We start from the raw sequence: 20748 nt of genomic DNA, 5'->3' as shown, positions 1-20748 counted from the left end.
ATAGCGGGCGCGTATGGTTTCGGAAGCCAGGCGGCATTTCCATTCGGGCCGGCGCCGCCTCATGGTCCTGCGAAAGCGGGCGCCGGGGCCAAGCCCAGCGATCGCCAATGGAGGATCTCGCATGAACATATCGCTGAAGCCACAGACGTCTCAACCTGCGCGCGCGCTGGCCGGAAAGGTTGCGCTGGTCACGGGCTCGACCAGCGGCATTGGGCTCGGCATCGCACGGGCGCTGGCCGCCGCGGGTGCCGACATCGTGCTCAATGGCCTCGGTGTCGCGAGCGAGATTGGCCGGACGCGCGAGCACATCGCCGCCGAGTTCGGCATCAAGGCGAGCTACTCGGCCGCAGACATGACGAGGCCCAAATCGATCGCCGAGATGATCGCGGCCACCATCGCCCAATCCGGCCGGCTCGACATCCTCGTCAACAATGCCGGCATCCAGCATGTCGCGCCGCTCGACCAGTTTCCAGTCGAGAAATGGGACCAGATCCTCGCGATCAATCTGACGTCGGCCTTCCACACCACGCGGCTCGCGCTACCGGCGATGCGCCGGAACGGTTTTGGCCGGATCATCAACATCGCCTCTGCGCATGGTCTGGTCGGCTCGCCGTTCAAGGCGGCCTATGTCGCCGCCAAGCATGGGATCGTCGGTCTCACCAAGGTGACGGCGCTCGAGACCGCGGAGGAGGACATCACGTGTAATGCCGTCTGCCCGGGCTACGTCTACACACCGCTGGTCGAGGCGCAGATCGACGGACAGGCCAAGGCGCACGGCGTCTCCCGCGATCAGGTGATCCGCGACGTGCTGCTCGCGCAGCAGCCGAACAAGCGTTTTGCCACGGTCGAGGAGCTTGGTGCGCTCACGGTCTTCCTGGCGACGGAAGCGGCCGCTTCCATCACCGGCATTGCACTTCCGGTCGATGGCGGCTGGACCGCGCATTGACATGGGTCGGCGCAACAAGCTGCGGCGGACTGCGAACATTCGATCGGCGCAAGCGCATGAGGAGCGAGACATGAACGGCATGCAGGACAACGCGCAGAACAATGGTACGGACCTGCCGGGCCAGGTCGTCCTGGTGCTTCAGGGCGGCGGCGCACTCGGGTCCTATCAGGCCGGCGTGTACCAGGCGCTGCACGAGGCCGGCATCGAACCTGACTGGATCATCGGCACCTCGATCGGCGCCATCAATGCGAGCCTCATTGCGGGCAACGCGCCTCGGCAGCGACTCGCGCGTCTGAGGGAGTTCTGGAAACGGATGGAGCAGAATCCGATCTGGAATTTGCGCACCGCGTTCCCCGGGTTCAACGAGAAGCTGACCTATTGGTCGACGGTCACCAACGGCATTCCCGGCTTCTTCCGGCCCAATCCGCTGGCGCATGCGGGGGATTCCTTTCCGCTCGGCGCCGACCACGCCGGCTTCTATTCGACTGCGCCGCTGGAGAAGACGCTGCTCGAACTCGTTGATTTCAGCCTCGTCAACCGCTGCTCGCCGCGCCTGACGGTCGGCGCGGCTCATGTCCGCACCAGCCAGATGCGTTATTTCGACAGCCGCGACGGTGATCTCACGGTGAAGCACGTCATGGCCTCGGGCGCGCTGCCGCCGGCTTTCCCGGCGGTGCGCATCGACGGTGAGCTCTATTGGGACGGCGGCATCCTGTCCAACACGCCGACAGAGGCGGTGTTCGACGACAATCCGCGCAAGGACTCGCTGATCTTCGCGGTGCATCTGTGGAATCCGGTCGGAGCCGAGCCGACCACGATGGCGGAGGTGCTGAACCGTCACAAGGACGTGCAATATTCCAGCCGGATCGCCAGCCAGATCGCGCGCCAGCAGCAGGCCCATCGCCTGCGCCACGTCATCAACCAGCTCGCCGCGCGACTGCCCGAGCGCGAGCGCAGCGATCCGGCGGTGCGTGAGCTCACGAGCCATGGCTGCCCGACGCGCATGCACGTCGTGCGCCTGCTCGCCCCGCAGCTGGACCGCGAGAGTCACACCAAGGATATCGATTTCAGTCCGTCAGGCATCATGCAGCGCTGGGATGCAGGCTATGCCCACACGAGATCCGTGCTTGCGCGAAAGCCGTGGATCGGTGAATTCGATCCGCTCGCCGGCGTGGTGCTGCACGAGCATATGGACGTGCTGCCGATTGCGGCGGAGTGAGGGCCTTGTTCGTCATTGTTTTACGTGATGATGATTTCGCAGGGGCGCGGTCCGGGGTATTGTCGCCGTGTCTTCGTCGCGAGGCTTGCAATTGGTCGGTGAGAAAGATCTGGAGGCATCGCTCGAAACGCTGCGTGCGAACGCGGCGGGACCGGTCGCCGGCGTGTTCGGTCCGTCCTCGCTGACCTGGCGGATCGACCGGGAGGCCGTGATCTTCCTCGGCGCCGGCCGTGCGCTGTTGCTGCAACTGGCGCACCCATGGGTGGCGGCGGCGATCGCCGAGCATTCGAGTACCCTTGCCGACCCGATCGGCCGCTTCCATCGCACGTTCGACATCGTCTTTACCATGGTGTTCGGCTCGCTGGACCGAGCGCTGCTGTCGTCCCGGCAACTGTACCGGCGCCACAGCATGATCATTGGCGAGATGCCTGAGACCGTCGGTCCGTTCGCGGCCGGCTCGCGCTACTGCGCCAACGACATTCCCTCGCTGCGCTGGGTCCATGCGACGCTGGTCGAGACCGCGCTGATGGTGCATGATCTGGTGCTGCCGCCGCTCTCGGCGGAGGAGCGCGAGCGCTATTGGAGCGAGGCCCGGCTGTACGGCGCCCTGTTCGGACTGACGGGGGATGATTTGCCGGCGGACTGGTCGGGCTTCGCAGCCTACAATGCGGCGATGGCGCAGTCGGATACGCTGACCGTCAGCCCGGCGGCGCGCGAGATCGCCGAGCAGATTTTCAGCGGCGCCCGCCCCTGGTTGCGGCCACCGCGATGGTACCGCGCGCTCGCGGCGCGGATGCTGCCGGAGCGACTGCGCGCCGGGTTCGGCCTTGTGCTTGACGCGCGCGACATCAGAGCTGCCGACAATGCGCTGACCTGGATCAGGCGCGTCTATCCGAAACTGCCTGACCGGCTGCGCTATGTCGGCCCCTATCAGGAGGCGCAGGCGCGCCTGCGGGGCGAGCCGCAGCCCGACTGGATGATCCGGTGCCTCAACCGCGCCTGGATCGGGCGGCCGCAGATGGACGTGCGCGGGAAGGGGTGAAGTCCTCCGCTGCTGCCACAGCTTCCGTCATTGCGAGGAGCCCTTGCGACGAAGCAATCCAGACTGCCTCCGCGTAGATAGTCTGGATTGCTTCGCGGAGCCTGTCATCGGGCCGCGCTTCGCGCGGACCCGTTGGCTCGCAATGACGGATGTGAGGAAACGCCTCAGGCTCACACCGACGCCAGCTTCCGGTACAGCGCGCTGTAGCAGCCGGCAGAGATGCTCCAGGAGAATGATCGTCCCATCGCACTGCGGCGCATGGTATCGAGCTGGTCCTGCGCCATGAACGCCTCGAACGCGCGGCGGACGCCGCCGATGAAGGATTCGCGCGAGGGTCTTGCGAACAGGAAGCCGGTCTCGCCGTCGGTGATGGTCTCGGCAAGGCCGCCGGTCTGGTGTCCGATCGGCAGCGAGCCGAAGCGCTGGGCGTACATCTGGCTGAGCCCGCACGGTTCGAAGCGCGAGGGCATCAGGGTGAAATCGCTGCCGGCGAAAATGCGGCGCGCCTGGGCGTCGTTGAAGCCGATCACGACCCCGATGGCATCGGGGCGGCGGCGATGCGCATCGATCACGGCCTGCTCGAGCGCCGGCTCGCCGGAACCGGTGATCACGATCTGGCCGCCGGCATCGACGATCTCGTCGGCGGCCGACAGCACGAGGTCGATGCCCTTCTGGTGCACGAGGCGGGCAACGATGCCGAACATCGGCCCGCGTGACACCGCAAGCCCGAACTGCTTGCGCACGTAGTCCGCATTCGCTTTCTTGCCGACCCAGTCGCCGGCGCCGAATTGCTGGGCGAGCTGTGCGCAGGAGCGTGGATCCCAGCTCTCGTCGATCCCGTTGAGGATGCCGGTGAGCTCGGCCGCGTCGGAGCGGACGCGAAGCAGGCCTTCGAGGCCGCAGCCGAATTCGGTTGTCGTGATCTCGCGCGCATAGGTGCCGCTGACCGTGGTGAGGTGCGAGGCATACACCAGCCCGGCCTTGAGGAAGGAGACCTGGTCGTAGAATTCGACGCCGTCGATATGGAACGAGCTCTCCGGCGCGCCGATCCGCCGCAGCGATTCCTTTGGGAAGAGGCCCTGATAGGCGAGGTTGTGGATGGTCAGGATCGACGGCAGCTTGGCGCCGCGCCAGGCGAGATAGGCCGGCACGAGCGAGGCCTGCCAGTCATTGGCATGGATCAGGTCTGCTGCCCAATTCTTGTCCAGCGTGCCCATGGCCAGCTCAGCGGCGGCCGAGGCAAGGCGTGCGAAGCGGATGTCGTTGTCCGGCCAATCGCGCCCGGATTCGTCGCCATAGGGATTGCCGGGCCGGTCATAGAGCTGTGAGCACAACAGCACGTAGACCGGCAGGCCGTCCTTGGTCGCGGCCCGCCCGAGCGAGCAGGCTGGCATCTCCGCGAATGCCGGACAGCGGCCAACGATTTGAATGTGCGTGAGTTGTTCGATGATGTCGCGATAGCCGGGCAGCATGATCCGGATATCGGCAAAGGAGCGAAGGGCGCGGGGAAGGGCGGCAGAAACGGCTCCAAGTCCGCCGACGCGGACGAAGTCGTCCATCTCTGTCGTGACGAACAAGACCCTCAAGAACAGCCGCCCTCTGCCGATCCCGTTCGCTGCTATGCAAGAACGGGTCCAGTTGTTCCGGAATTCCCAAGCCCGCCCATGCGGCGCGTCGGTTCGGTAAACACTTTCCTACTCAGCCGCCGCCCTCTAGGGTCGCCGCATCAACAACAGAGAACTTCGATAAGTTCCTAAGACACCCAAGGACGTGGGCAGGCATGCAGCTAAGGCCTGTTTACAGACAGGATTCCCAAATCAGTAGAAAATTGATTCAAGGCTGAAAATTGGAGATCAGCCTTGATTCGATTGATGTTGAGCGATGCGCAGTGGGAGCGGATTGCGCCGGAATTGTCTGGCAAAGCCGGTGATCCCGGCGGCACCGGGCGTAACAACCGGCTCTTTATCGAAGCAGTTCTTTGGATTGCGCGCACGGGCTCGCCGTGGCGAGATCTGCCGGAAGCGTTCGGCAAGTGGTTCACAGTGTATACGCGCTTCTGGCGCTGGGCGCAGAAGGGGGTCTGGGAGCGGGTCTTCAAAGCTCTCTGTGACGATCCCGATTTCGAATATGTCCTGATCGACGGCACACTCGTCCGGGTCCACCAACATGGCACCGGGGCAAAGGGGGACTCAAAATCAGGCCATAGGCCGCTCGCGTGGTGGCCTGACTACCAAAATCATGGCTCTGGTCGACGCACTCGGCAATCTCATTCGCTTCGTCCTGCTGCCCGGCCAGCGTCACGACAGCATTGGCGTCGAGCCTTTGATCACTGGCCTCGATTTTGAAGCGCTGATCGGCGACAAGGCCTTCGATAATAACTGGCTGCGCGCCAATCTGAACCAACGCGGCGCCGCAGCGGTCATCCCGTCCAAGGCCGACCGCGCCGGGCGCATCCCGCACGACGCCGAAATGTACAAATGGCGCCACCTGGTCGAGAACTTCTTCTGCCAGCTCAAGGCATTCCGCCGCATCGCAACTCGCTACGAAAAGACAGACGCCTGCTTTGCCGGCCTCCTCAATCTCGTCGCGGCTTTCCTCGCAAACTAGCGACTGTAAACAGGCCTTAGCAGATAAGCATGAGGGGACGACGACAAAGGCCTTCGCCGGCCTGCGGGTCCTGGATTTTTCGACCACGATTGCCGGTCCCCACTGCACGCGCATGCTCGCCGACATGGGCGCCGAGGTGATCAAGATCGAGACCGACGGCGGCGAGACGATGCGGACCCGGCCGCCGCTGCGCAAGGGGTGCAGCACCACGTTCGGCCAGCTCAATGTCGGCAAGAAGAGCGTGGTGCTCGACCTCAAATCCGAGGACGGCCTGGAGGCGGTGCGCCGGCTGGCCGCGACATCAGACATCCTGGTCGAGAACTTCCGCCCGGGGGTGATGCACCGGCTGCGGCTCGACTACGACAGCATGCGTCAGGTCAACCAAAAGCTGATCTACTGCTCGATCTCGGGCTACGGCCAGACCGGCCCCTCGGCCGAGCTGCCGGCCTATGCCCCGGTGATCCATGCGGCCTCGGGCTACGACATGGCGCATCTCGCCTATCAGCCCGGCCGTCACCGCCCCGACTATTGCGGCATCTATCATGCCGACGTCGTCACCGGCACCTACGGCTTCGGCGCGATCGCGTCCGCGCTCTATCAGCGCACCGTGACAGGCCTTGGCCAGCACATCGACGTCTCCATGCTCGAAACCATGCTGTCGCTGACGCTGACCGAGTTGCAGAGCTCGCAATTCGCCGTGAAGCCGCCGCCGCGCCCGATGTTCGGGCCGACCGAGACGGAAAACGGCTATGTCATGATCACAATCGCCAGCGAGAAGACGTTTCAGGGTTTGATGGGGGTGATCGGGCGCCCCGCATGGATCTCCGATCCGCGCTTCTCGACTTACGCCGCGCGTCGCGAGAACTGGGCCGACATGATGGACGGGGTCGAAGCCTGGTCACGGCAGCTCTCGACCGATGCATGCCTTGCCGCGCTCGGCGGAGCCGGCGTCCCGGCCTCGGCCTATCGCACCGTGTCAGAAGCGCTGGCCGATCCGCAGCTCGCGCACCGGCAGGCGCTGTCCGAGGTGCGGGACGGAGGCGGTTCATTCCAGGTCCTCAATCTGCCGTTCCGAATGTCGGGCGCCGACACCACGCCGGCCAAGACGATGGCCGTGCTCGGCGAACACACGGATGCGCTACGCGATGAGATCGGTCTTGCGGACGAGGCGCCAATTCCGTCAGGCAAAACGGCCGCGACGCGCTGAACGCATCGCGCCGCGGTATGCGGCGCTCGAACCCTCGTGCGTTCCTCTTGCCGTGGCGGACATTTGTCGCCAATCTCGCTCCCCGAGTCATTCAACGATCCGAAACATCGGACGAGGGACCCCGGGAGGAACCATGACGAATGCGGCTGCCGTGGCACGCAAGTGCGTGCCGATTTTCCTTGTTGCGGCATTTGCACTGGCAGCGCCGGCGCAGGCGCAGAAATCGGGCGGCAGCATCACCGTCGGTCAGGAGCTGGAGATTGTAGGTTTCGATCCGCTCAAGGTCGGCGTCTACGACACCTCCACCTTCACCGCCGCCGCTGCGATCTTCGACACGCTGACGACGCTCGACGAGAAAGGCGAGGCGGCGCCAAAACTCGCAGTGTCCTGGACCCATTCCGACGACTACATGAGCTGGACATTCAAGCTGCGCGAGGGCGTGAAATTCCACGACGGCACGCCGTTCAACGCGCAGGCTTTCAAGGAAAACTTTGACCGGCAGAAGGATCCCGCCAACAAGTGCCGCTGCGCCTTCTACATCACCAACGTCAAGGAGGTGCTGGCGCCGGACGAATACACCATCGTCTACAATCTCACCGATCCCTCCGTGAACCTGCCGGCGGTGATCACCATCCAGAGCTCCAACAACGCCATTCATTCGCCGACGGCCTGGAAGACCAAGGGCGACGACTATAATCGCAATCCCGTCGGCACCGGCCCCTACATTCTGAAATCCTGGACTGCGGGCGACCGCATGGTGCTGGAGAAGAACCCGGACTACTGGGACAAGGGCCGTCCCCATCTCGACCGCATCATCTTAAAGCCGCTGCCCGACGCGCAGTCGCGCTTTGCCTCGCTGCAATCGGGCGAGGCCGATATCATCTGGGACGACGAGAACGACGCCGACAACATCATGAGGGCGCAGAAGGACTCCAAGCTCACCGTGCACACCTACAAGGGCTCGGGCGCGCAGGTCTACGCCTTCAACACCAAGGTCGCGCCGTTCGACGACGTTCGCGTGCGGCAGGCGCTGGTGATGGCGATCGACCGTCCAAAAATGTCGCAGGCGATCAGCAACGGCCTGAGCCGGCCCGCGACCAATCCGTACGGCGACGGCTCCTGGGTCAAGTGCAAGGACGACGGCGCGCGGCCGTTCGACATCGACAAGGCCAAGGCGCTGATCAAGGATTACGGCAAGCCGGTCGAGTTTAAGATGCTGGTGACCGCGACGCCGCGTGGCCGCATGATCGGCCAGGTGCTCCAGCAGTTCTGGAAGCGCGTCGGCGGCAACATGGAGATCGAGCAGGTCGATCAGGCCACCATCCCGTCGCGCGCCTTCACCCGCCAGTTCCAGTTGACGCCGTGGCGTATCGTCGATCTCGCCGATCCCGATCCACAGATGTATGCGAACTTCCGCAGCGGCAGCCCGCTCGCGCTGTCCAACTACGCCGATCCGGAGCTCGACCGGCTGCTCGACCATGCCCGCGTCACGGCCGACCTCGGCCAACGGACCGAGGATTATTGCGCGATCAGCCGCCTGATCAACAAGCAGGCGATCTGGTTCTGGACCTTCCAGAACACCTATTACGCGCTGTCGAGCGCCAAGCTGAAGGGCTTTCCGAAAATCTACAACGGTGTGATCGACGTCTCGAACACCTGGCTGGAATGAAAGCGCGATGCTGAACTTCGTCGTTCGGCGGCTCCTTGCCATCCTGCCGGTCCTGCTGGCCGTTTCGCTGCTGACCTTCCTGATTGCCTCGCTGCTGCCGGGCGATCTCGCCTTGGTCATCCTCGGCGACCAGGCAACGCCGGATAATGTCGCAGCGCTGCGCCGTGACATGGGGCTCGACCATCCGCTGTGGTGGCGTTACCTGAGCTGGCTCGGCCATGTCCTGCAGGGCGATCTCGGCCGCTCCTTCCGCACCGGGCAGACGGTGCTCCAGGCGGTGGCCGAGCGCATTCCGGTCTCGCTCCAGCTGATGCTGATGGCCGAGTTCATCGGGCTCGTGATCGGCGTGCCGCTTGCGATCGCCTGCGCCGCGCGCGCCGGCGGCGCCTTCGACCGCTTCATGACCGGCAGCGCTTTCGCCATGCTGTCGATGCCGTCCTTCCTGACCGCGATCCTCCTGATCTATCTGTTCGCGGTCGAGCTGCACTGGCTGCCCGCGACCGGCTATGTGCCGTTCACCGAGGCGCCGCTGGCCAATCTGCGCTTCTTCGTGCTGCCGGCGCTGACATTGGCGCTGGCGGAATGGCCGGGCATCATGCGGGTGCTGCGCTCCGACATGATCGCCACCTTGCAGGAGGATTATATCGCGCTCGCCAAGGCCAAGGGCCTCAAGCCGGCGCGCATCCTGTTCGTGCATGCGCTCAAGCCCTCGTCGCTGACCCTGGTGACGGTGACCGGGATCAATATCGGCCGCCTGCTCGGCGGCACGCTGATCGTGGAATCGATCTTTGCACTGCCCGGGATCGGCCGGCTGCTGGTCGGCGCGATCTACACCCGCGACCTCGTCATCCTGCAGGGCGTGGTGCTGCTGGTCGCCTGCGGCTTCGTGCTCGTCAACTTCATCGTCGACATGCTCTATGCCGTGCTCGACCCCAGGATCCGCCATGGCCACGCTTGAGCTCTCGATTCAGGATGAGGCGGCGGTCGCGCCCGTTCGCGGCAGGCGCAAGCTCGGCCTGCTGTTCTGGCTCGCAAGCGGCTGGCTTGCCATCATTCTCGCGCTCGCAATCCTGGCGCCGGTGTTGCCGCTGCAGAACCCGACCGACATGGACATGCTGGAACGCCGCGCGGCATTCTCTGGAGAGCACTGGCTCGGCACCGACGGGCTCGGCCGCGACGAACTCGCCCGCCTGATTTTCGGCGCGCGGGTGTCGCTGACGGTCGGGCTGATCGCGCCGATGATCAGCCTCGTTTTCGGTGGCGCACTCGGCCTGCTCGCCGGCTATTTCCGCGGCCGGTTCGAGACCCTGGTGGTCGGCAGCATGGACGTGCTGCTGGCCTTTCCGCCGCTGATCTTCGCGCTCGCCGTGACTGCCTATCTCGGCCAATCCGTCCCCAATCTGACCTTGATCCTCGGCGTGCTCGGCATTCCCGCCTTCATGCGGGTGGCGCGTGCGGCGACGCTGACGCTGGCGCGGCGGGAATTCGTGATTGCCGCCGAGGCGCTCGGCGCCAGCCATGCGCGCATCATCTTGCGCGAACTGCTGCCGAACGTGATCCTGCCGCTGCTCGCCTTCTTCCTGCTCGGCGTCGCCGTCACCATCGTGGTCGAGGGGGCGCTGTCCTTTCTCGGTCTCGGCGTGCCGCCGCCGATGGCGAGCTGGGGCAGTATGATCGGCGAGGGACGTGAGAGCCTCGACGTCGCGCCGCGGCTCGCCTTCCTGCCGGCGGCGGCGCTGTTCCTGACCGTGCTGGCCTTCAACCTGGTCGGCGATACCTTGCGGGCGCTGACCGACCCGCGTCAGGGGGCATTGTGAGCGCGCCGCTCTTGACCATCGAAGACGTTGCGGTCGAGCTGCCGACACCGCGCGGCAATTTGCGCGCGGTGGATCACGTCGACCTGTCGCTGGCGGCCGGCCGCACACTCGGCATCGTCGGCGAATCCGGCTGCGGCAAGACCATGCTGTCGCGCGCAGTGCTTCAGCTCCTGCCGAAGAAGGCGAAGCTGACGGGCCGGGTGATGTTCGACGGCGAGGATCTGGTGCGGCTCGATGCGGGACGGCTGCGGCGCCTGCGCGGGCGCGATCTCGCGGTCGTGTTCCAGGATCCCATGACCTCGCTCAATCCCGTGCTCACCATCGGCACCCAATTGACGGAGACGATCCAGGAGCATCTCGAGCTGGATGCCCCGGCGGCCAGGAAGCGCAGCATCGGGCTGCTGGCGGCCGTTGGCATTCCGGCACCAGAGCAGCGGCTCGCACAATACCCGCATCAATGCTCCGGCGGCATGCGCCAGCGCATCGCGATCGCGATCGCGCTGTCCTGCGAGCCGAAACTGCTGATCGCGGACGAGCCGACGACGGCGCTCGACGTCACCATCCAGGCGCAGATTCTCGATCTCCTGGCGCGCGAGCAGCGGCGCCGCCACATGGCGATGATCATCATCACCCATGATCTCGGCGTCGTCGCCGGCCGCGCCGACGAGGTCGCCGTGATGTATGCGGGCAGGGTGGTCGAGCGCGCGCCGACGCCGGCGCTGTTCAAGCGCATGCACATGCCTTACACCGAGGCGCTGCTGGCGGCGATCCCGAAGCTTGAGACCGCGCCGCATACGCCGCTGCCTGCGATCTCCGGCCGCCCGCCCGATCCGACGCGGCCGCTGCGTGGCTGCTCCTTTGCGCCGCGCTGCCGCTATGCCGCGGGGCGCTGTCACGAGGCCAAGCCCGAGCTGAAGAGCGCGGAGGTGCCGAGGCATCTCTATGCCTGCTTCCATCCGATCCAGATGGCCGAGGGGATCGGCGCATGATGCAGCTTGCCGTGCGCCCCGAGCCGCTGCTGAATGTCGACAATCTCGTCGTCGAATATGGTCTCGGCAACAAGACAGTGCATGCCGTCTCCGGTGTCAGCCTTCAGGTCGCACGCGGCGAGACGCTGGGGCTGGTCGGCGAATCCGGCTGCGGCAAGTCGACGCTGGGGCGCGCGGTCCTGCAGTTGCGCCGCGCCAAATCCGGGCGGGTGATGTTCGACGGCGAGGATTTGACAGCGATGGAGGGCGAGGCGCTGCGCAAGATGCGCCGCCGCGTGCAGCTGATCTTCCAGGATCCGATCGCCTCGCTCAATCCGCGCCGGCGCATCGGCGATATCGTCGCCGAGCCGCTGATCATCGCCGGCGTCAAGGACGCCGCCGAGCGCAAGCGGCGGGTTCACGAGGTGCTTTCCGCGGTCGGGCTCGACCCTGATATCGTGGCGGGTCGTCTGCCACATGAATTCTCCGGCGGGCAGTGCCAGCGCATCTGCATCGCGCGTTCGCTGGTGCTCAATCCTGAGTTCATCGTCTGCGACGAGCCGGTGTCGGCGCTCGACGTCTCCATCCGCGCGCAGATTCTCAATCTGCTCGAGGAGATGAAGGCGCGCTTCGGCCTGACGCTGCTGTTCATCGCGCATGATCTCGCGGTGGTCAAAGCGGTCAGCGACCGCGTCGCGGTGATGTATCTCGGCCGGCTCTGCGAGGTCGGGCCGTCGGAGCAATTGTTCGCAAAGCCGGCGCATCCCTATACCGGGTTACTGTTGCAGGCGATCCCGGTGCCCGATCCGGATGTGCGTCCCGTAGAGAGTGTAGCGACCGGCGAGCCGCCATCGCCGATTGCGCCGCCGTCCGGCTGCCGCTTCCGCACCCGCTGTCCGCGGGCCGATCAGCGATGCAGCGCGGAGATACCGGAGTTGCGTGAAATCGCGCCCGGCCAGTTCGCGGCTTGCCATTATCCGCTGGCCTAAACTAAGACGGTCGGGGTTTGTCTCGCCTCGCCGGTCGTGGCATGCTGGCGCGACAACAAGAACATGCCGGGAGGATGTCGATGAAGAGCTTCAAGGTCGCCGATTTCAAGGCGCCGCTGCAGGAGGTCGACGAGGCCACGCCGCAGCCCTCGGGCACCCAGGTTCTGATCAAGGTGAAGGCGGCTGGCGTCTGCCACAGCGACCTCCACATCTGGGAAGGCGGCTACGATCTCGGTCACGGCCGCAAGCCGCTGTCGCTGAAGGACCGCGGCATCAATTTGCCGCTGACCATGGGCCACGAGACGGTCGGCGAAGTCCTCGCCTTCGGTCCCGACGTGAAGCCGACCGACCAGGGCGACCTCAAGCTCGGCGATGTCGGCCTGGTCTATCCCTGGATCGGCTGCGGCAAATGCGCCACATGTCTTGGCGGCGACGAGAACATGTGCCTGACGCCGCGCTCGCTCGGCGTCTATTGCGACGGCGGTTATGCCGACCACATGCTGGTGCCGCATCCGCGCTATCTGCTCAATCTGAGAGGGCTCGATCCCGCGACGACCGCGCCTTACGCCTGCTCGGGCGTCACCACCTACAGCGCGCTGAAAAAGGTCGAGCAGCATTTCGACACGCCGATCGTGATGTTCGGCGCGGGCGGCCTCGGCCTGATGGCGCTGTCGCTGCTGAAAGCGATGGGCGGCAAGGGCGCGATCATGGTCGATATCGATGCGAAGAAGCGCGAAGCGGCGGATAAGGCCGGCGCACTCGCGACGGTCGATCCCAAGGCGCCGGATGCGCTGGAGCAGCTCGCGAAGAAGGCGGGCGGGCCGATCCGCGCCGTGATCGACCTCGTCGGCAATGCCGCGACGACGCAGCTCGGTTTCGACTGCCTGACCAAGGGCGGCAAGCTCGTCATCGTCGGCCTGTTTGGCGGCGGTGCGACCTGGGCGCTGCCGCTGATTCCGATCAAGGCCGTGACGATCCAGGGCAGCTATGTCGGCAATTTGCGTGAGACGCAGGAATTGCTCGATCTGGTGCGAGCGAAGAAGGTGCCGCCGATCCCGGTGACGACGGTACCGCTCGCCAGGGCCAACGACGCGCTGCTGCAGTTGCAGCAGGGCGCGGTGGTCGGACGCACCGTGCTGACGCCGTAACGAACGCTCTCTCCTCCGTCATTGCGAGAAGCAAAGCGGCGAAGCAATCCAGACCGCCTCAGCGGAAAGATCCTGGATTGCTTCGCTTCGCTCGCAATGACGACTTGGCTAACTCCTTCCTTGAGGCTCTTATGTCCGCAAATAACGCCTTCCACATTGCCGTGCTCGCCGGTGACGGCATCGGTCCCGAAGTCATGGCGCCGGCGATCGAGGTGCTGCGCAAGATCGAACAGAAATCGGATTTGCGCTTCCGCTTCACCGAGGCCCCGGCCGGCGCCAACAATTATCTCGCCACCGGCAAGTCGATGCCTGATACCACGATCAAGCTATGCGAGGAGGCGGATGCGATCCTGTTAGGTGCCTGCGGCCTGCCTTCGGTGCGCTACCCCGACAACACCGAGATCGCGCCGCAGATCGAACTGCGCTTCATCTTCGATCTCTATGCCGGCGTGCGTCCGGCGCGGCTCATTCCGGGCGTGCCGAGCCCGATCGTCGGCGCCGACCGGCGCGGCATCGATCTTGTCGTGATCAGGGAGTCCACCGAAGGCCTGTTCGCCTCGATGGGCAAGGGCGTCGTCACCCATGAGGATGCGCGCGAGACCATGGTGATCACGCGCAACACGTCCGAGCGCCTGTTCGAGTTCTCGTTTCGCCTTGCCGAGCGGCGCAAGGCGCGCGGCAAGCCCGGTGCGCTCACCTGCGTCGACAAGGCGAACGTGTTCAAGGCCTTCGCCTTCTTCCGCGGCATCTTCGACGAGATCGCCAAAAAGCATCCGGAGGTGAAGACCAACTGGCTCTATGTCGATGCCTGCTCGGCGATGCTGGTGAAGCGGCCCTGGGATTTCGACGTGATGGTGATGGAGAACATGTTCGGCGATATCGTCTCCGACATCACCGCGAGCCTGATCGGCGGCCTCGGCATGGCGCCGTCGGCCGACATTGGCGACAAGTATGCGGTGTTTCAGCCGTGCCACGGCACCGCGCCCGACATCATGGGGCAGGGCAAGGCCAATCCCACCGGCATGATCCTGTCGGCGGCGCTGATGCTGGACTGGCTCGCCGACAAGCATGGCGTCGAGAGCGCGACGGAGGCCGGCGAGACGATCGAGCGTGCGGTAGACAAGGTCTACGCCGGCGGCATCAAGCCGATGGAGTTCGGCGGCAACAACGGCACGGCGGACATCACGAAAGCGGTGCTCGCGGCGCTGTAGTCAAGGAAAAAGGGGCCCGCAGGCCCCCTGTCGTTCACCAGCGGCGCCAGTGGTGGTAGCGGTGACCCCAGCCCCACGGACGCGGGCCGTAGAAGCGTCGCGGGCCGCCATAATAGCCGTAGGCGCCGTAGTAGTTCGGACGCCACCAGCAGCGGCCCCAGGGGTTACAGACCCAGCGCACCTGATCGACATCGGCGGCGGGACCGCCTGCAATCTTGTCCGCCTGCGGGATGCCGTTCGGCATTGCCGCGAGAGCGGGACCCGAGGCGAGCGCCGCACCGCCCAAGGCAGCCAGACCGAGAACAGCAAATTTGAGTTTCATCGCAATCTCCCTCGTTGGTGGCGAGAGAACTTTCGACAGATCAACTGGTTGCTATCGCGGTGCGTGCGCGCGGGAAATTTAATCTTCCTGAACGAAGGTTCAGTTTCAGCGCCCCTGGAACTTGGGTCTGCGCTTTTCCATGAAGGCCTGCCGGCCCTCGCGGAAATCCTGAGAGTCCATGCAGGCGTTGCCGATCGCCTTGATCGTGTCCATGTCGCGCTGGCTCTCGTCCTTCAGAACCTGCGCGATGGTGATCTTGGCGGCCTTGATGGCGAGCGGCGCGTTTTCGGAAATGGTTTGCGCGATTCCCATGGTCTCGCCCAGAGTTGATCGTCGGGGATCACGCGCTCAACGAGGCCAATGCGCAGCGCCTCAGAGGAATCGATGCGCATGCCCGTGTACATCAACAGGCGCGCCCAGGACGGGCCGACCAGCGACACCAGATGACGCAAGCCGTCATAGCCATAGGCGATGCCGAGCCTGGCGGCGGGAATGCCGAACTGGCTGTCGTGCGAAGCGATGCGGATGTCGGCAAGCATCGCGACTTGCATGCCGCCGCCGAGGCAAAAACCCTGGATGCAGGCGATGGTCGGCTTGGGATAGTCGGCGAGCAGCGCGCGCTGGGCGGCGCTGCGCTTGGCGTACTCCTCGGACGCCGCTGCATTGTGCCTGACCTTCGCGAACTGGCTGATGTCGGCGCCCGAGACGAACGCCTTGCCGCCGGCGCCGCGCAGGATTACGACCCGCACCGTCTCGTCGTCGCGCAGGCTGATCAGTGCCTCGCCAAATCCCTCCCACATCTCCAGCGACATCGCGTTGCGCTTGTCGGGATTGTTGAAGGTGATCACGCCGACGCCGCCGGCCGCGTGCATGAGGATATTGCCGTCGGCGTAAGCCGTTTCGGTCGTGCTGGACATATCGGACATCGCGCGCTCGCTGATCGTTGGCGAGGCAATGTGCGGCGCGGGCGCCACCGCGGTCAACCGGGGCCGGGGTAGGCGAGCTTGCATCCGCCTGTGCTGCGATTGCATGGCGCGCGCGAAGTTCGGCGCATGGCAGCAGACCGCCAAGAAAAGGGGCGACTAGACCGCCCCGAGAAAGACCGCGCGCAAGCGCGCCGGCGCAGACATATCTTCTCGTCCGGTCTCGTCCAATCCGGCCGCGCCCCCGCGACGCGGCGGATTGAACGTCGGCCGCAAAGGCCGGACCGTCGATCGATCTCAGCTTTCGTTCGCTGCAATCGATTCCATCAGCGAGACGAGCTGACGCTGCACCGTCTGGTCCTTGATCTTGCTGTAGGCGCGCAGCAGACGGAGGCTGAAGGCGCTGTCGAGGAAGAGCAGGCTCTCCACTTCGCGCGCCTTGTTGTCGCCGTCATAGAAGAAGGTCACAGGCACATCGAGGGCGGAGGCGATCTGCTGAAGCCTGGCCGCGCCGACGCGATTGACGCCCTTCTCGTATTTCTGCACCTGCTGGAAGCTGACGCCCAGCTTCTCGCCCAGTTCGGCCTGCGAGATCTTCATCTCGACCCGCCGCAAACGAATCCGCTTGCCAAGCTCAATGTCCGGCTTGCCGGCACTGCGCTGCTTCATTCTCTTCGCCGCTGCTTTCATACTTCTCACCGTTGTTCTTCGGTTGAAAATCCCCCGAAGAGCTGGGTCAGGGGTTCGCCCATATACGAGTCCTTGAATTCATGCGGATGCACGAACTCCTCCTTAAACCACGGGAAGCGAGCCGGATTGAAAGCCTCGATCAGCCAGTCAATCATGTGCCGCACGCGCGGAATCCGTCCGCTACCGGGATGGTAGGACAGCCAGATATCCAGCGGTCGGTTCAGCTCGACCTCCAGTGGAATCAACTTCCCGCCAAGCGCAATGGCGTAGCTCGGGAATACGCCGATTCCGGCGCCATTCGCGACCGCCCAGTAGTTGGCGCTCGAGACGTTGGTTTTCATGACCAGAAGGTCACGTTCCGAAACGCCCGGGAAGAAGCTCTCGAAAGATTCCTTGGCGGCGAGCTGGTCGGCGAATTGCAGCACCAGGCGATGCTTGATCAATTCCGCTGCCGAGCGCGGCGCGCCATGTTTTGCGATGTATTTCTCCGAGGCCCAGAACATCAGATGCATGCGGCCGAGCCGCACCAGCTTGACGTCGAGCGCCGAGGGACGTGACAGATGGATAGCGACGTCGGCCTCGTGGCGGGAGACATCGGCCGAGCGCATCGCGCAATGCAGGTCGACCAGGATCTTCGGATAGGCTTGCTGGAATTCGACCAGCCGCGGGGCAAGCCAGAACGTCCCAAGTCCCTCGGTGACGGCGACGCGGACTTCGCCGGACAGGGCGTTGACCGTCGAATCGCTGGTCCGCATCACGTCGAAGGCCGCCGCCTCCATGCGCTCGACGGCAGAGACCACGATCGCGCCTTCATCGGTCAGATAAGTGCCGTGGACGTCGCGGGTGAACAGGGTGGTGCCGGTCTGACGCTCGAAATCATCGATCCGGCGACGGACGGCGTTGATCGACAGGGACAGACGTTCGGCCGCCGAGCGGAAACTTCCACATCGGACGACTTCCAGGAATATGCGGGCCGCGTCCCAATCGGAGAGGCCGCTGATATTTATCTTCGGGCGTTCTTCCAACGGAACGCCCCTTTCCGCCAAGGAGTGCATACAATTCCCTTTGGTTTGCTAAACTGGCAGAATCTGGCGCAAACTACAACCACGGCGGGTTGCGGGGGTGATGAGTTTTGAACGTCATCCTTACTGCGGCGCGAGCGGTATTTGAGTGCTGCCAGGGCTGGGATCGGGCAGCCTGTTGCCCGTTTGAGGGGTATCGCGTGAGTTCCGTTGCAAGCCTCGAGATGGCTGCGGGATTGTCGGCGCTGTCCGCAGTGGACATTCCTGCGCAACAGCGGTTGCCGTGGTCCCGGATGGAGCAATCGCAGCGCACGAAGCGTCTTGTCCCGAATCGCTCCGACGATTGCCAGTGGCGTCGTGGCACGATGTTGGCGGGAACCGCGGTTTCATCGCAGAAACACACTGAAATCATGTTCAGAGGCTCAGCGGCCTCGTGCTATCTTTGGCGCTCCACGGGGGCCGCAGGGGTCGTCACAGACAATTCTCGCAGGCCGAATTAACGGAAAGAACGCTTGTGTCGCATTCAGACGAACAGTTGCAGTCGGTGCTGGAAACGCTCGAGGAGTGCCGCAGGGTTCTCAATGCGAGCAACAGCCGCGACTCGGCCGAGCTGCTGTCCATGGTCATCCTCGACGTCAGGATGAAGCTCAAAGGAATTGACGATGCCGATCTCAAGGCATTGTGCGACGAAATGCTGCGGAGCGCTGCGAGCGAACCGCGGTCCCCTTCCAAGCAGACGCAGGACCAGCCCCGGCGTCCGCTGCTCCGCGTGGTGAAGTAGCCGCGCCGCCGAGTCTCGCTTTTTGGCGAGATTTGTGCGCGTCCCGATGCCGCATCTGTGATCACGGACGGCATCGGGAGGAGCCCTGGTTTCGCGCGCCTCTGTTGCGCATTCCGAGCCATCGGTTACACCAGAGCCGGTTCGGCTCCGGTCCGCGCGCTCCCCGCGCGTCGTGTCGGGCCTGAGATGGCTCCGATTGCATCATGCAAAATGTTTCGATCCCGGCGGCGCTGATTGCCGGCCTCGTCAGCTTCCTCTCGCCCTGCGTCCTGCCTTTGGTTCCGCCCTATCTGATCTACCTCACAGGGGCCACGATCGAGCATGTCGAGAGCGACGAGCCGGCCGCGGCCTCCAAGCGCGCGATCTTGATGTCGGCGCTCTTGTTCGTGCTCGGCTTCTCCACCGTGTTCGTGGCGCTCGGCGCCAGTGCCTCGCTGATCGGCGGCCTGATCCGCGCCTGGTCGGCCGAGCTGTCGATCCTCGCCGGCATCGTCATCATCATCATGGGCCTGCACTTCCTGGGACTGACCCGGATCGGTCTGTTGATGCGCGAGGGCCGGCTGCCGATCCCCAAGCCCGTCGGGCTCTGGGGCGCCTACATCATGGGGCTTGCCTTTGCGTTCGGCTGGACGCCCTGCATCGGCCCGATCCTCGCCGCGATCCTGTCGATCGCCGCAGCGGAAGCGACGGTCACCAAGGGCGCGGGCCTGCTCGCCGTCTATTCCGCGGGCCTCGGCATTCCCTTCCTGATCGCCGCCCTGATGATCGAGCAGTTCTCCGCGCTGTTCGCGCGGATGAAGGGCCAGCTCGTCAACGTCGAGCGCGCCATGGGCGTGTTGATGGTGATCACCGGCATCGGCTTCCTCACCGGCGCGGTCTCGAATGTGAGCATCTGGCTGCTGGAGACGTTTCCGGCGTTGCAGACGATCGGGTAGGGCGGAATCGGCGAGCTGCACCGGCTCAGAACCGCCCGGGTCTTTCACTCAGCCGGCGCCGTTCCGGGAACGGGGATTGATAAAGCCAGGCGAGATTCTCGCAGAAGCGCTCCAGGCTTGTCTCGCGTATCAGCTGATTGCGCAGCAGCGCGTGGACTCCGGCCGGATGATAGACGTGATCGCCGAGTTCCCGGGCCTGAAGCTGGACCCGCGCAGTACGCAGCATCCGGGCATTCCTGTATTGGTCCAGCGCGTGGGCGACATCGCCTTCCGTCTCGTCGAGTTCGTCCGCGAGACAGACGGCATCTTCCAGCGCCATGCAGGCCCCTTGCGCGAAATATTGCAGCATCGGATGCGCGGCATCGCCCAGGAGAACGACGCGCCGGTCGATCCAGCGATCGGTCGGATCGCGATCGCAGGTCACCCACGCCTTCCAGTCCCTTCCATGATGGATGATCGCCTTGGCGCGAGGGTGCACGTCCTGAAAACCTTCGAGCACCTCCTCGTGGGTCACGGGCCTTGCCGCAAACGCCTCGACGGGATCGTTATGGCAGGTGATTGCGAGATTGAACACCTTCCAGCCCGAGAGCGGATAATGCACTAGATGGCACTTGGCGCCGGCCCACAATGTCGCGGCGTTCCAGCGCAGATCCTCCGGCATCTGCTCGGTCGGGATGACTGAACGATAGGTGGTGTGGCCCGCGACCCGCGGCGCGCCGTCGGCGACCATCTGCTGGCGAATGCGGGAGCGAAGTCCGTCCGCGCCAACCACGAGGCACCCGGTGACACGCTCACCAGACTTGAGCAGTGCCGTTGCCGAAGCATCGTTCTGCTCGTAGCCGACGACATCGCAATCGGACCGCAGCGTGACGTGGGGGTGCGCCTCGCAGGCGCGCACGAAGATGCCGTGAAGATCGCCGCGATGGACCACGGCATAGGGATTGCCAAAGCGTTGCCGGAAATAGCTGGTCAGATCGATGCTGGTGATCTCTTCCGCCGAGATCGCGTCCATTAGCCGGAGCTGGTCGATGAAGACGGCGATCGATCGTGCGACATCACCGAGTGCGAGTCGGTCGAAGGCGTGGAATGCGTTGGGACCAAGCTGGATGCCGGCGCCGATCTCCTGATAGCGCGGCGCGCGTTCCAGGACGGTGACCTGAAAACCCTTCCGTGCCAGCGCGATCGCGGCCGCAAGTCCGCCGATGCCGCCGCCGACAATGATGATGGGATCCTGTCGCATGTCCTCTCCTCG

At 64.7% G+C, this 20748-nt stretch carries 18 protein-coding genes and 2 pseudogenes; 14 read left to right on the top strand and 6 right to left on the bottom strand.

The window, feature by feature from the left end:
- The first annotated feature begins 121 nt into the window (after positions 1-121).
- From ACSKB8_RS40520 to ACSKB8_RS40510, 3 genes are all read left to right on the top strand, one after another.
- On the top strand, positions 122-946 hold the full coding sequence (locus ACSKB8_RS40520; protein WP_438110156.1) for a 3-hydroxybutyrate dehydrogenase: 825 nt from the start codon (positions 122-124) through the stop codon (positions 944-946).
- A gap of 70 nt (positions 947-1016) precedes the next feature.
- Positions 1017-2165: a patatin-like phospholipase family protein gene (locus ACSKB8_RS40515; protein ID WP_091892815.1), complete on the top strand. Its 1149-nt coding sequence runs from the start codon at positions 1017-1019 to the stop codon at positions 2163-2165.
- 91 nt (positions 2166-2256) lie between these two features.
- Positions 2257-3207 carry an oxygenase MpaB family protein gene (locus ACSKB8_RS40510; protein ID WP_438110154.1) on the top strand — a complete coding sequence of 317 codons (951 nt, stop codon included), beginning with the start codon at positions 2257-2259 and terminating at the stop codon, positions 3205-3207.
- A gap of 170 nt (positions 3208-3377) precedes the next feature.
- On the opposite strand, the gene glgA is transcribed toward ACSKB8_RS40510, so the two are convergent.
- Entirely contained in the window at positions 3378-4793 is a 1416-nt protein-coding gene (gene glgA / locus ACSKB8_RS40505) for a glycogen synthase GlgA (protein WP_438110153.1), read from the bottom strand.
- Between the two features lie 285 nt (positions 4794-5078).
- On the opposite strand from glgA, the pseudogene ACSKB8_RS40500 reads away from it, so the two are divergent.
- The 9 genes and pseudogenes from ACSKB8_RS40500 (at position 5079) to ACSKB8_RS40460 (ending at position 14823) form a co-directional block, all read left to right on the top strand.
- Positions 5079-5814 (top strand): annotated as a pseudogene (locus tag ACSKB8_RS40500) (IS5 family transposase).
- Between the two features lie 61 nt (positions 5815-5875).
- Positions 5876-7021 carry a CaiB/BaiF CoA transferase family protein gene (locus ACSKB8_RS40495; RefSeq protein ID WP_438110864.1) on the top strand — a complete coding sequence of 382 codons (1146 nt, stop codon included), beginning with the start codon at positions 5876-5878 and terminating at the stop codon, positions 7019-7021.
- A gap of 133 nt (positions 7022-7154) precedes the next feature.
- A complete protein-coding gene (locus ACSKB8_RS40490; RefSeq protein WP_438110151.1) occupies positions 7155-8690 on the top strand; it encodes an ABC transporter substrate-binding protein in 1536 nt (511 codons plus the stop codon).
- A 7-nt stretch (positions 8691-8697) separates the two neighbouring features.
- Positions 8698-9648, top strand: a complete 951-nt coding sequence (locus tag ACSKB8_RS40485) for an ABC transporter permease (protein WP_438110149.1) — start codon at positions 8698-8700, stop codon at positions 9646-9648.
- On the top strand, positions 9635-10507 hold the full coding sequence (locus ACSKB8_RS40480) for an ABC transporter permease (RefSeq protein WP_438110147.1): 873 nt from the start codon (positions 9635-9637) through the stop codon (positions 10505-10507). The genes ACSKB8_RS40485 and ACSKB8_RS40480 overlap by 14 nt, the downstream gene beginning before the upstream one ends.
- Positions 10504-11496, top strand: a complete 993-nt coding sequence (locus ACSKB8_RS40475) for an ABC transporter ATP-binding protein (RefSeq protein ID WP_438110145.1) — start codon at positions 10504-10506, stop codon at positions 11494-11496. Before ACSKB8_RS40480 ends, ACSKB8_RS40475 begins: the two co-directional genes overlap by 4 nt.
- Entirely contained in the window at positions 11493-12464 is a 972-nt protein-coding gene (locus ACSKB8_RS40470) for an ABC transporter ATP-binding protein (RefSeq protein ID WP_438110143.1), read from the top strand. Before ACSKB8_RS40475 ends, ACSKB8_RS40470 begins: the two co-directional genes overlap by 4 nt.
- 80 nt (positions 12465-12544) lie before the next feature.
- Positions 12545-13612: an alcohol dehydrogenase gene (locus tag ACSKB8_RS40465; protein WP_438110141.1), complete on the top strand. Its 1068-nt coding sequence runs from the start codon at positions 12545-12547 to the stop codon at positions 13610-13612.
- A gap of 131 nt (positions 13613-13743) precedes the next feature.
- Positions 13744-14823 carry an isocitrate/isopropylmalate dehydrogenase family protein gene (locus ACSKB8_RS40460; protein ID WP_438110139.1) on the top strand — a complete coding sequence of 360 codons (1080 nt, stop codon included), beginning with the start codon at positions 13744-13746 and terminating at the stop codon, positions 14821-14823.
- Positions 14824-14857: 34 nt separating this feature from the next.
- Here ACSKB8_RS40460 and ACSKB8_RS40455 read toward each other — a convergent pair whose 3' ends face one another.
- From ACSKB8_RS40455 to ACSKB8_RS40440, 4 genes and pseudogenes are all read right to left on the bottom strand, one after another.
- Positions 14858-15145 (bottom strand): hypothetical protein, encoded by a 288-nt coding sequence (locus ACSKB8_RS40455; protein ID WP_130213122.1) that lies wholly within the window; start codon positions 15143-15145, stop codon positions 14858-14860.
- Positions 15146-15250: 105 nt separating this feature from the next.
- A pseudogene (locus tag ACSKB8_RS40450) lies at positions 15251-16017 on the bottom strand (enoyl-CoA hydratase).
- Positions 16018-16365: 348 nt separating this feature from the next.
- Positions 16366-16737, bottom strand: a complete 372-nt coding sequence (locus tag ACSKB8_RS40445) for a helix-turn-helix domain-containing protein (protein WP_020608151.1) — start codon at positions 16735-16737, stop codon at positions 16366-16368.
- A gap of 26 nt (positions 16738-16763) precedes the next feature.
- Complete coding sequence (locus ACSKB8_RS40440; RefSeq protein WP_438110135.1) at positions 16764-17813, bottom strand: LysR family transcriptional regulator; 1050 nt, start codon at positions 17811-17813, stop codon at positions 16764-16766.
- Between the two features lie 511 nt (positions 17814-18324).
- Between ACSKB8_RS40440 and ACSKB8_RS40435 the strand changes: the two genes are divergently transcribed.
- On the top strand, positions 18325-18561 hold the full coding sequence (locus ACSKB8_RS40435) for a hypothetical protein (RefSeq protein WP_244551239.1): 237 nt from the start codon (positions 18325-18327) through the stop codon (positions 18559-18561).
- 203 nt (positions 18562-18764) lie between these two features.
- Positions 18765-19496, top strand: coding sequence for a cytochrome c biogenesis CcdA family protein (locus tag ACSKB8_RS40430; RefSeq protein WP_091892757.1), 732 nt, complete (start codon positions 18765-18767; stop codon positions 19494-19496).
- Positions 19497-19521: 25 nt separating this feature from the next.
- Here the strand turns inward: ACSKB8_RS40430 and ACSKB8_RS40425 are convergent, their stop codons facing one another.
- A complete protein-coding gene (locus tag ACSKB8_RS40425) occupies positions 19522-20736 on the bottom strand; it encodes a 3-hydroxybenzoate 6-monooxygenase (RefSeq protein ID WP_438110133.1) in 1215 nt (404 codons plus the stop codon).
- Between the last annotated feature and the right edge of the window lie 12 nt (positions 20737-20748).

Source organism: Bradyrhizobium sp. BR 1432 (genome assembly GCF_051547705.1).
Classification (GTDB): Bacteria; Pseudomonadota; Alphaproteobacteria; order Rhizobiales; family Xanthobacteraceae; genus Bradyrhizobium; species Bradyrhizobium zhanjiangense.
Note: the sequence above shows the minus strand (reverse complement) of the source record. Positions and strands in the feature narration are given on the sequence as shown.

Excerpts from the sequence above, each read along its gene's own strand:
- ACSKB8_RS40520 (WP_438110156.1), top strand. The coding sequence starts at position 122 with ATGAACATATCGCTGAAGCCACAGACGTCTCAACCTGCGCGCGCGCTG.
- ACSKB8_RS40515 (WP_091892815.1), top strand. The coding sequence starts at position 1,017 with ATGAACGGCATGCAGGACAACGCGCAGAACAATGGTACGGACCTGCCG.
- ACSKB8_RS40490 (WP_438110151.1), top strand. The coding sequence starts at position 7,155 with ATGACGAATGCGGCTGCCGTGGCACGCAAGTGCGTGCCGATTTTCCTT.
- ACSKB8_RS40485 (WP_438110149.1), top strand. The coding sequence starts at position 8,698 with ATGCTGAACTTCGTCGTTCGGCGGCTCCTTGCCATCCTGCCGGTCCTG.
- ACSKB8_RS40480 (WP_438110147.1), top strand. The coding sequence starts at position 9,635 with ATGGCCACGCTTGAGCTCTCGATTCAGGATGAGGCGGCGGTCGCGCCC.
- ACSKB8_RS40470 (WP_438110143.1), top strand. The coding sequence starts at position 11,493 with ATGATGCAGCTTGCCGTGCGCCCCGAGCCGCTGCTGAATGTCGACAAT.
- ACSKB8_RS40465 (WP_438110141.1), top strand. The coding sequence starts at position 12,545 with ATGAAGAGCTTCAAGGTCGCCGATTTCAAGGCGCCGCTGCAGGAGGTC.
- ACSKB8_RS40460 (WP_438110139.1), top strand. The coding sequence starts at position 13,744 with ATGTCCGCAAATAACGCCTTCCACATTGCCGTGCTCGCCGGTGACGGC.
- ACSKB8_RS40455 (WP_130213122.1), bottom strand. The coding sequence starts at position 15,145 with ATGAAACTCAAATTTGCTGTTCTCGGTCTGGCTGCCTTGGGCGGTGCG.
- ACSKB8_RS40445 (WP_020608151.1), bottom strand. The coding sequence starts at position 16,737 with ATGAAGCAGCGCAGTGCCGGCAAGCCGGACATTGAGCTTGGCAAGCGG.
- ACSKB8_RS40440 (WP_438110135.1), bottom strand. The coding sequence starts at position 17,813 with ATGCACTCCTTGGCGGAAAGGGGCGTTCCGTTGGAAGAACGCCCGAAG.
- ACSKB8_RS40430 (WP_091892757.1), top strand. The coding sequence starts at position 18,765 with ATGCAAAATGTTTCGATCCCGGCGGCGCTGATTGCCGGCCTCGTCAGC.
- ACSKB8_RS40425 (WP_438110133.1), bottom strand. The coding sequence starts at position 20,736 with ATGCGACAGGATCCCATCATCATTGTCGGCGGCGGCATCGGCGGACTT.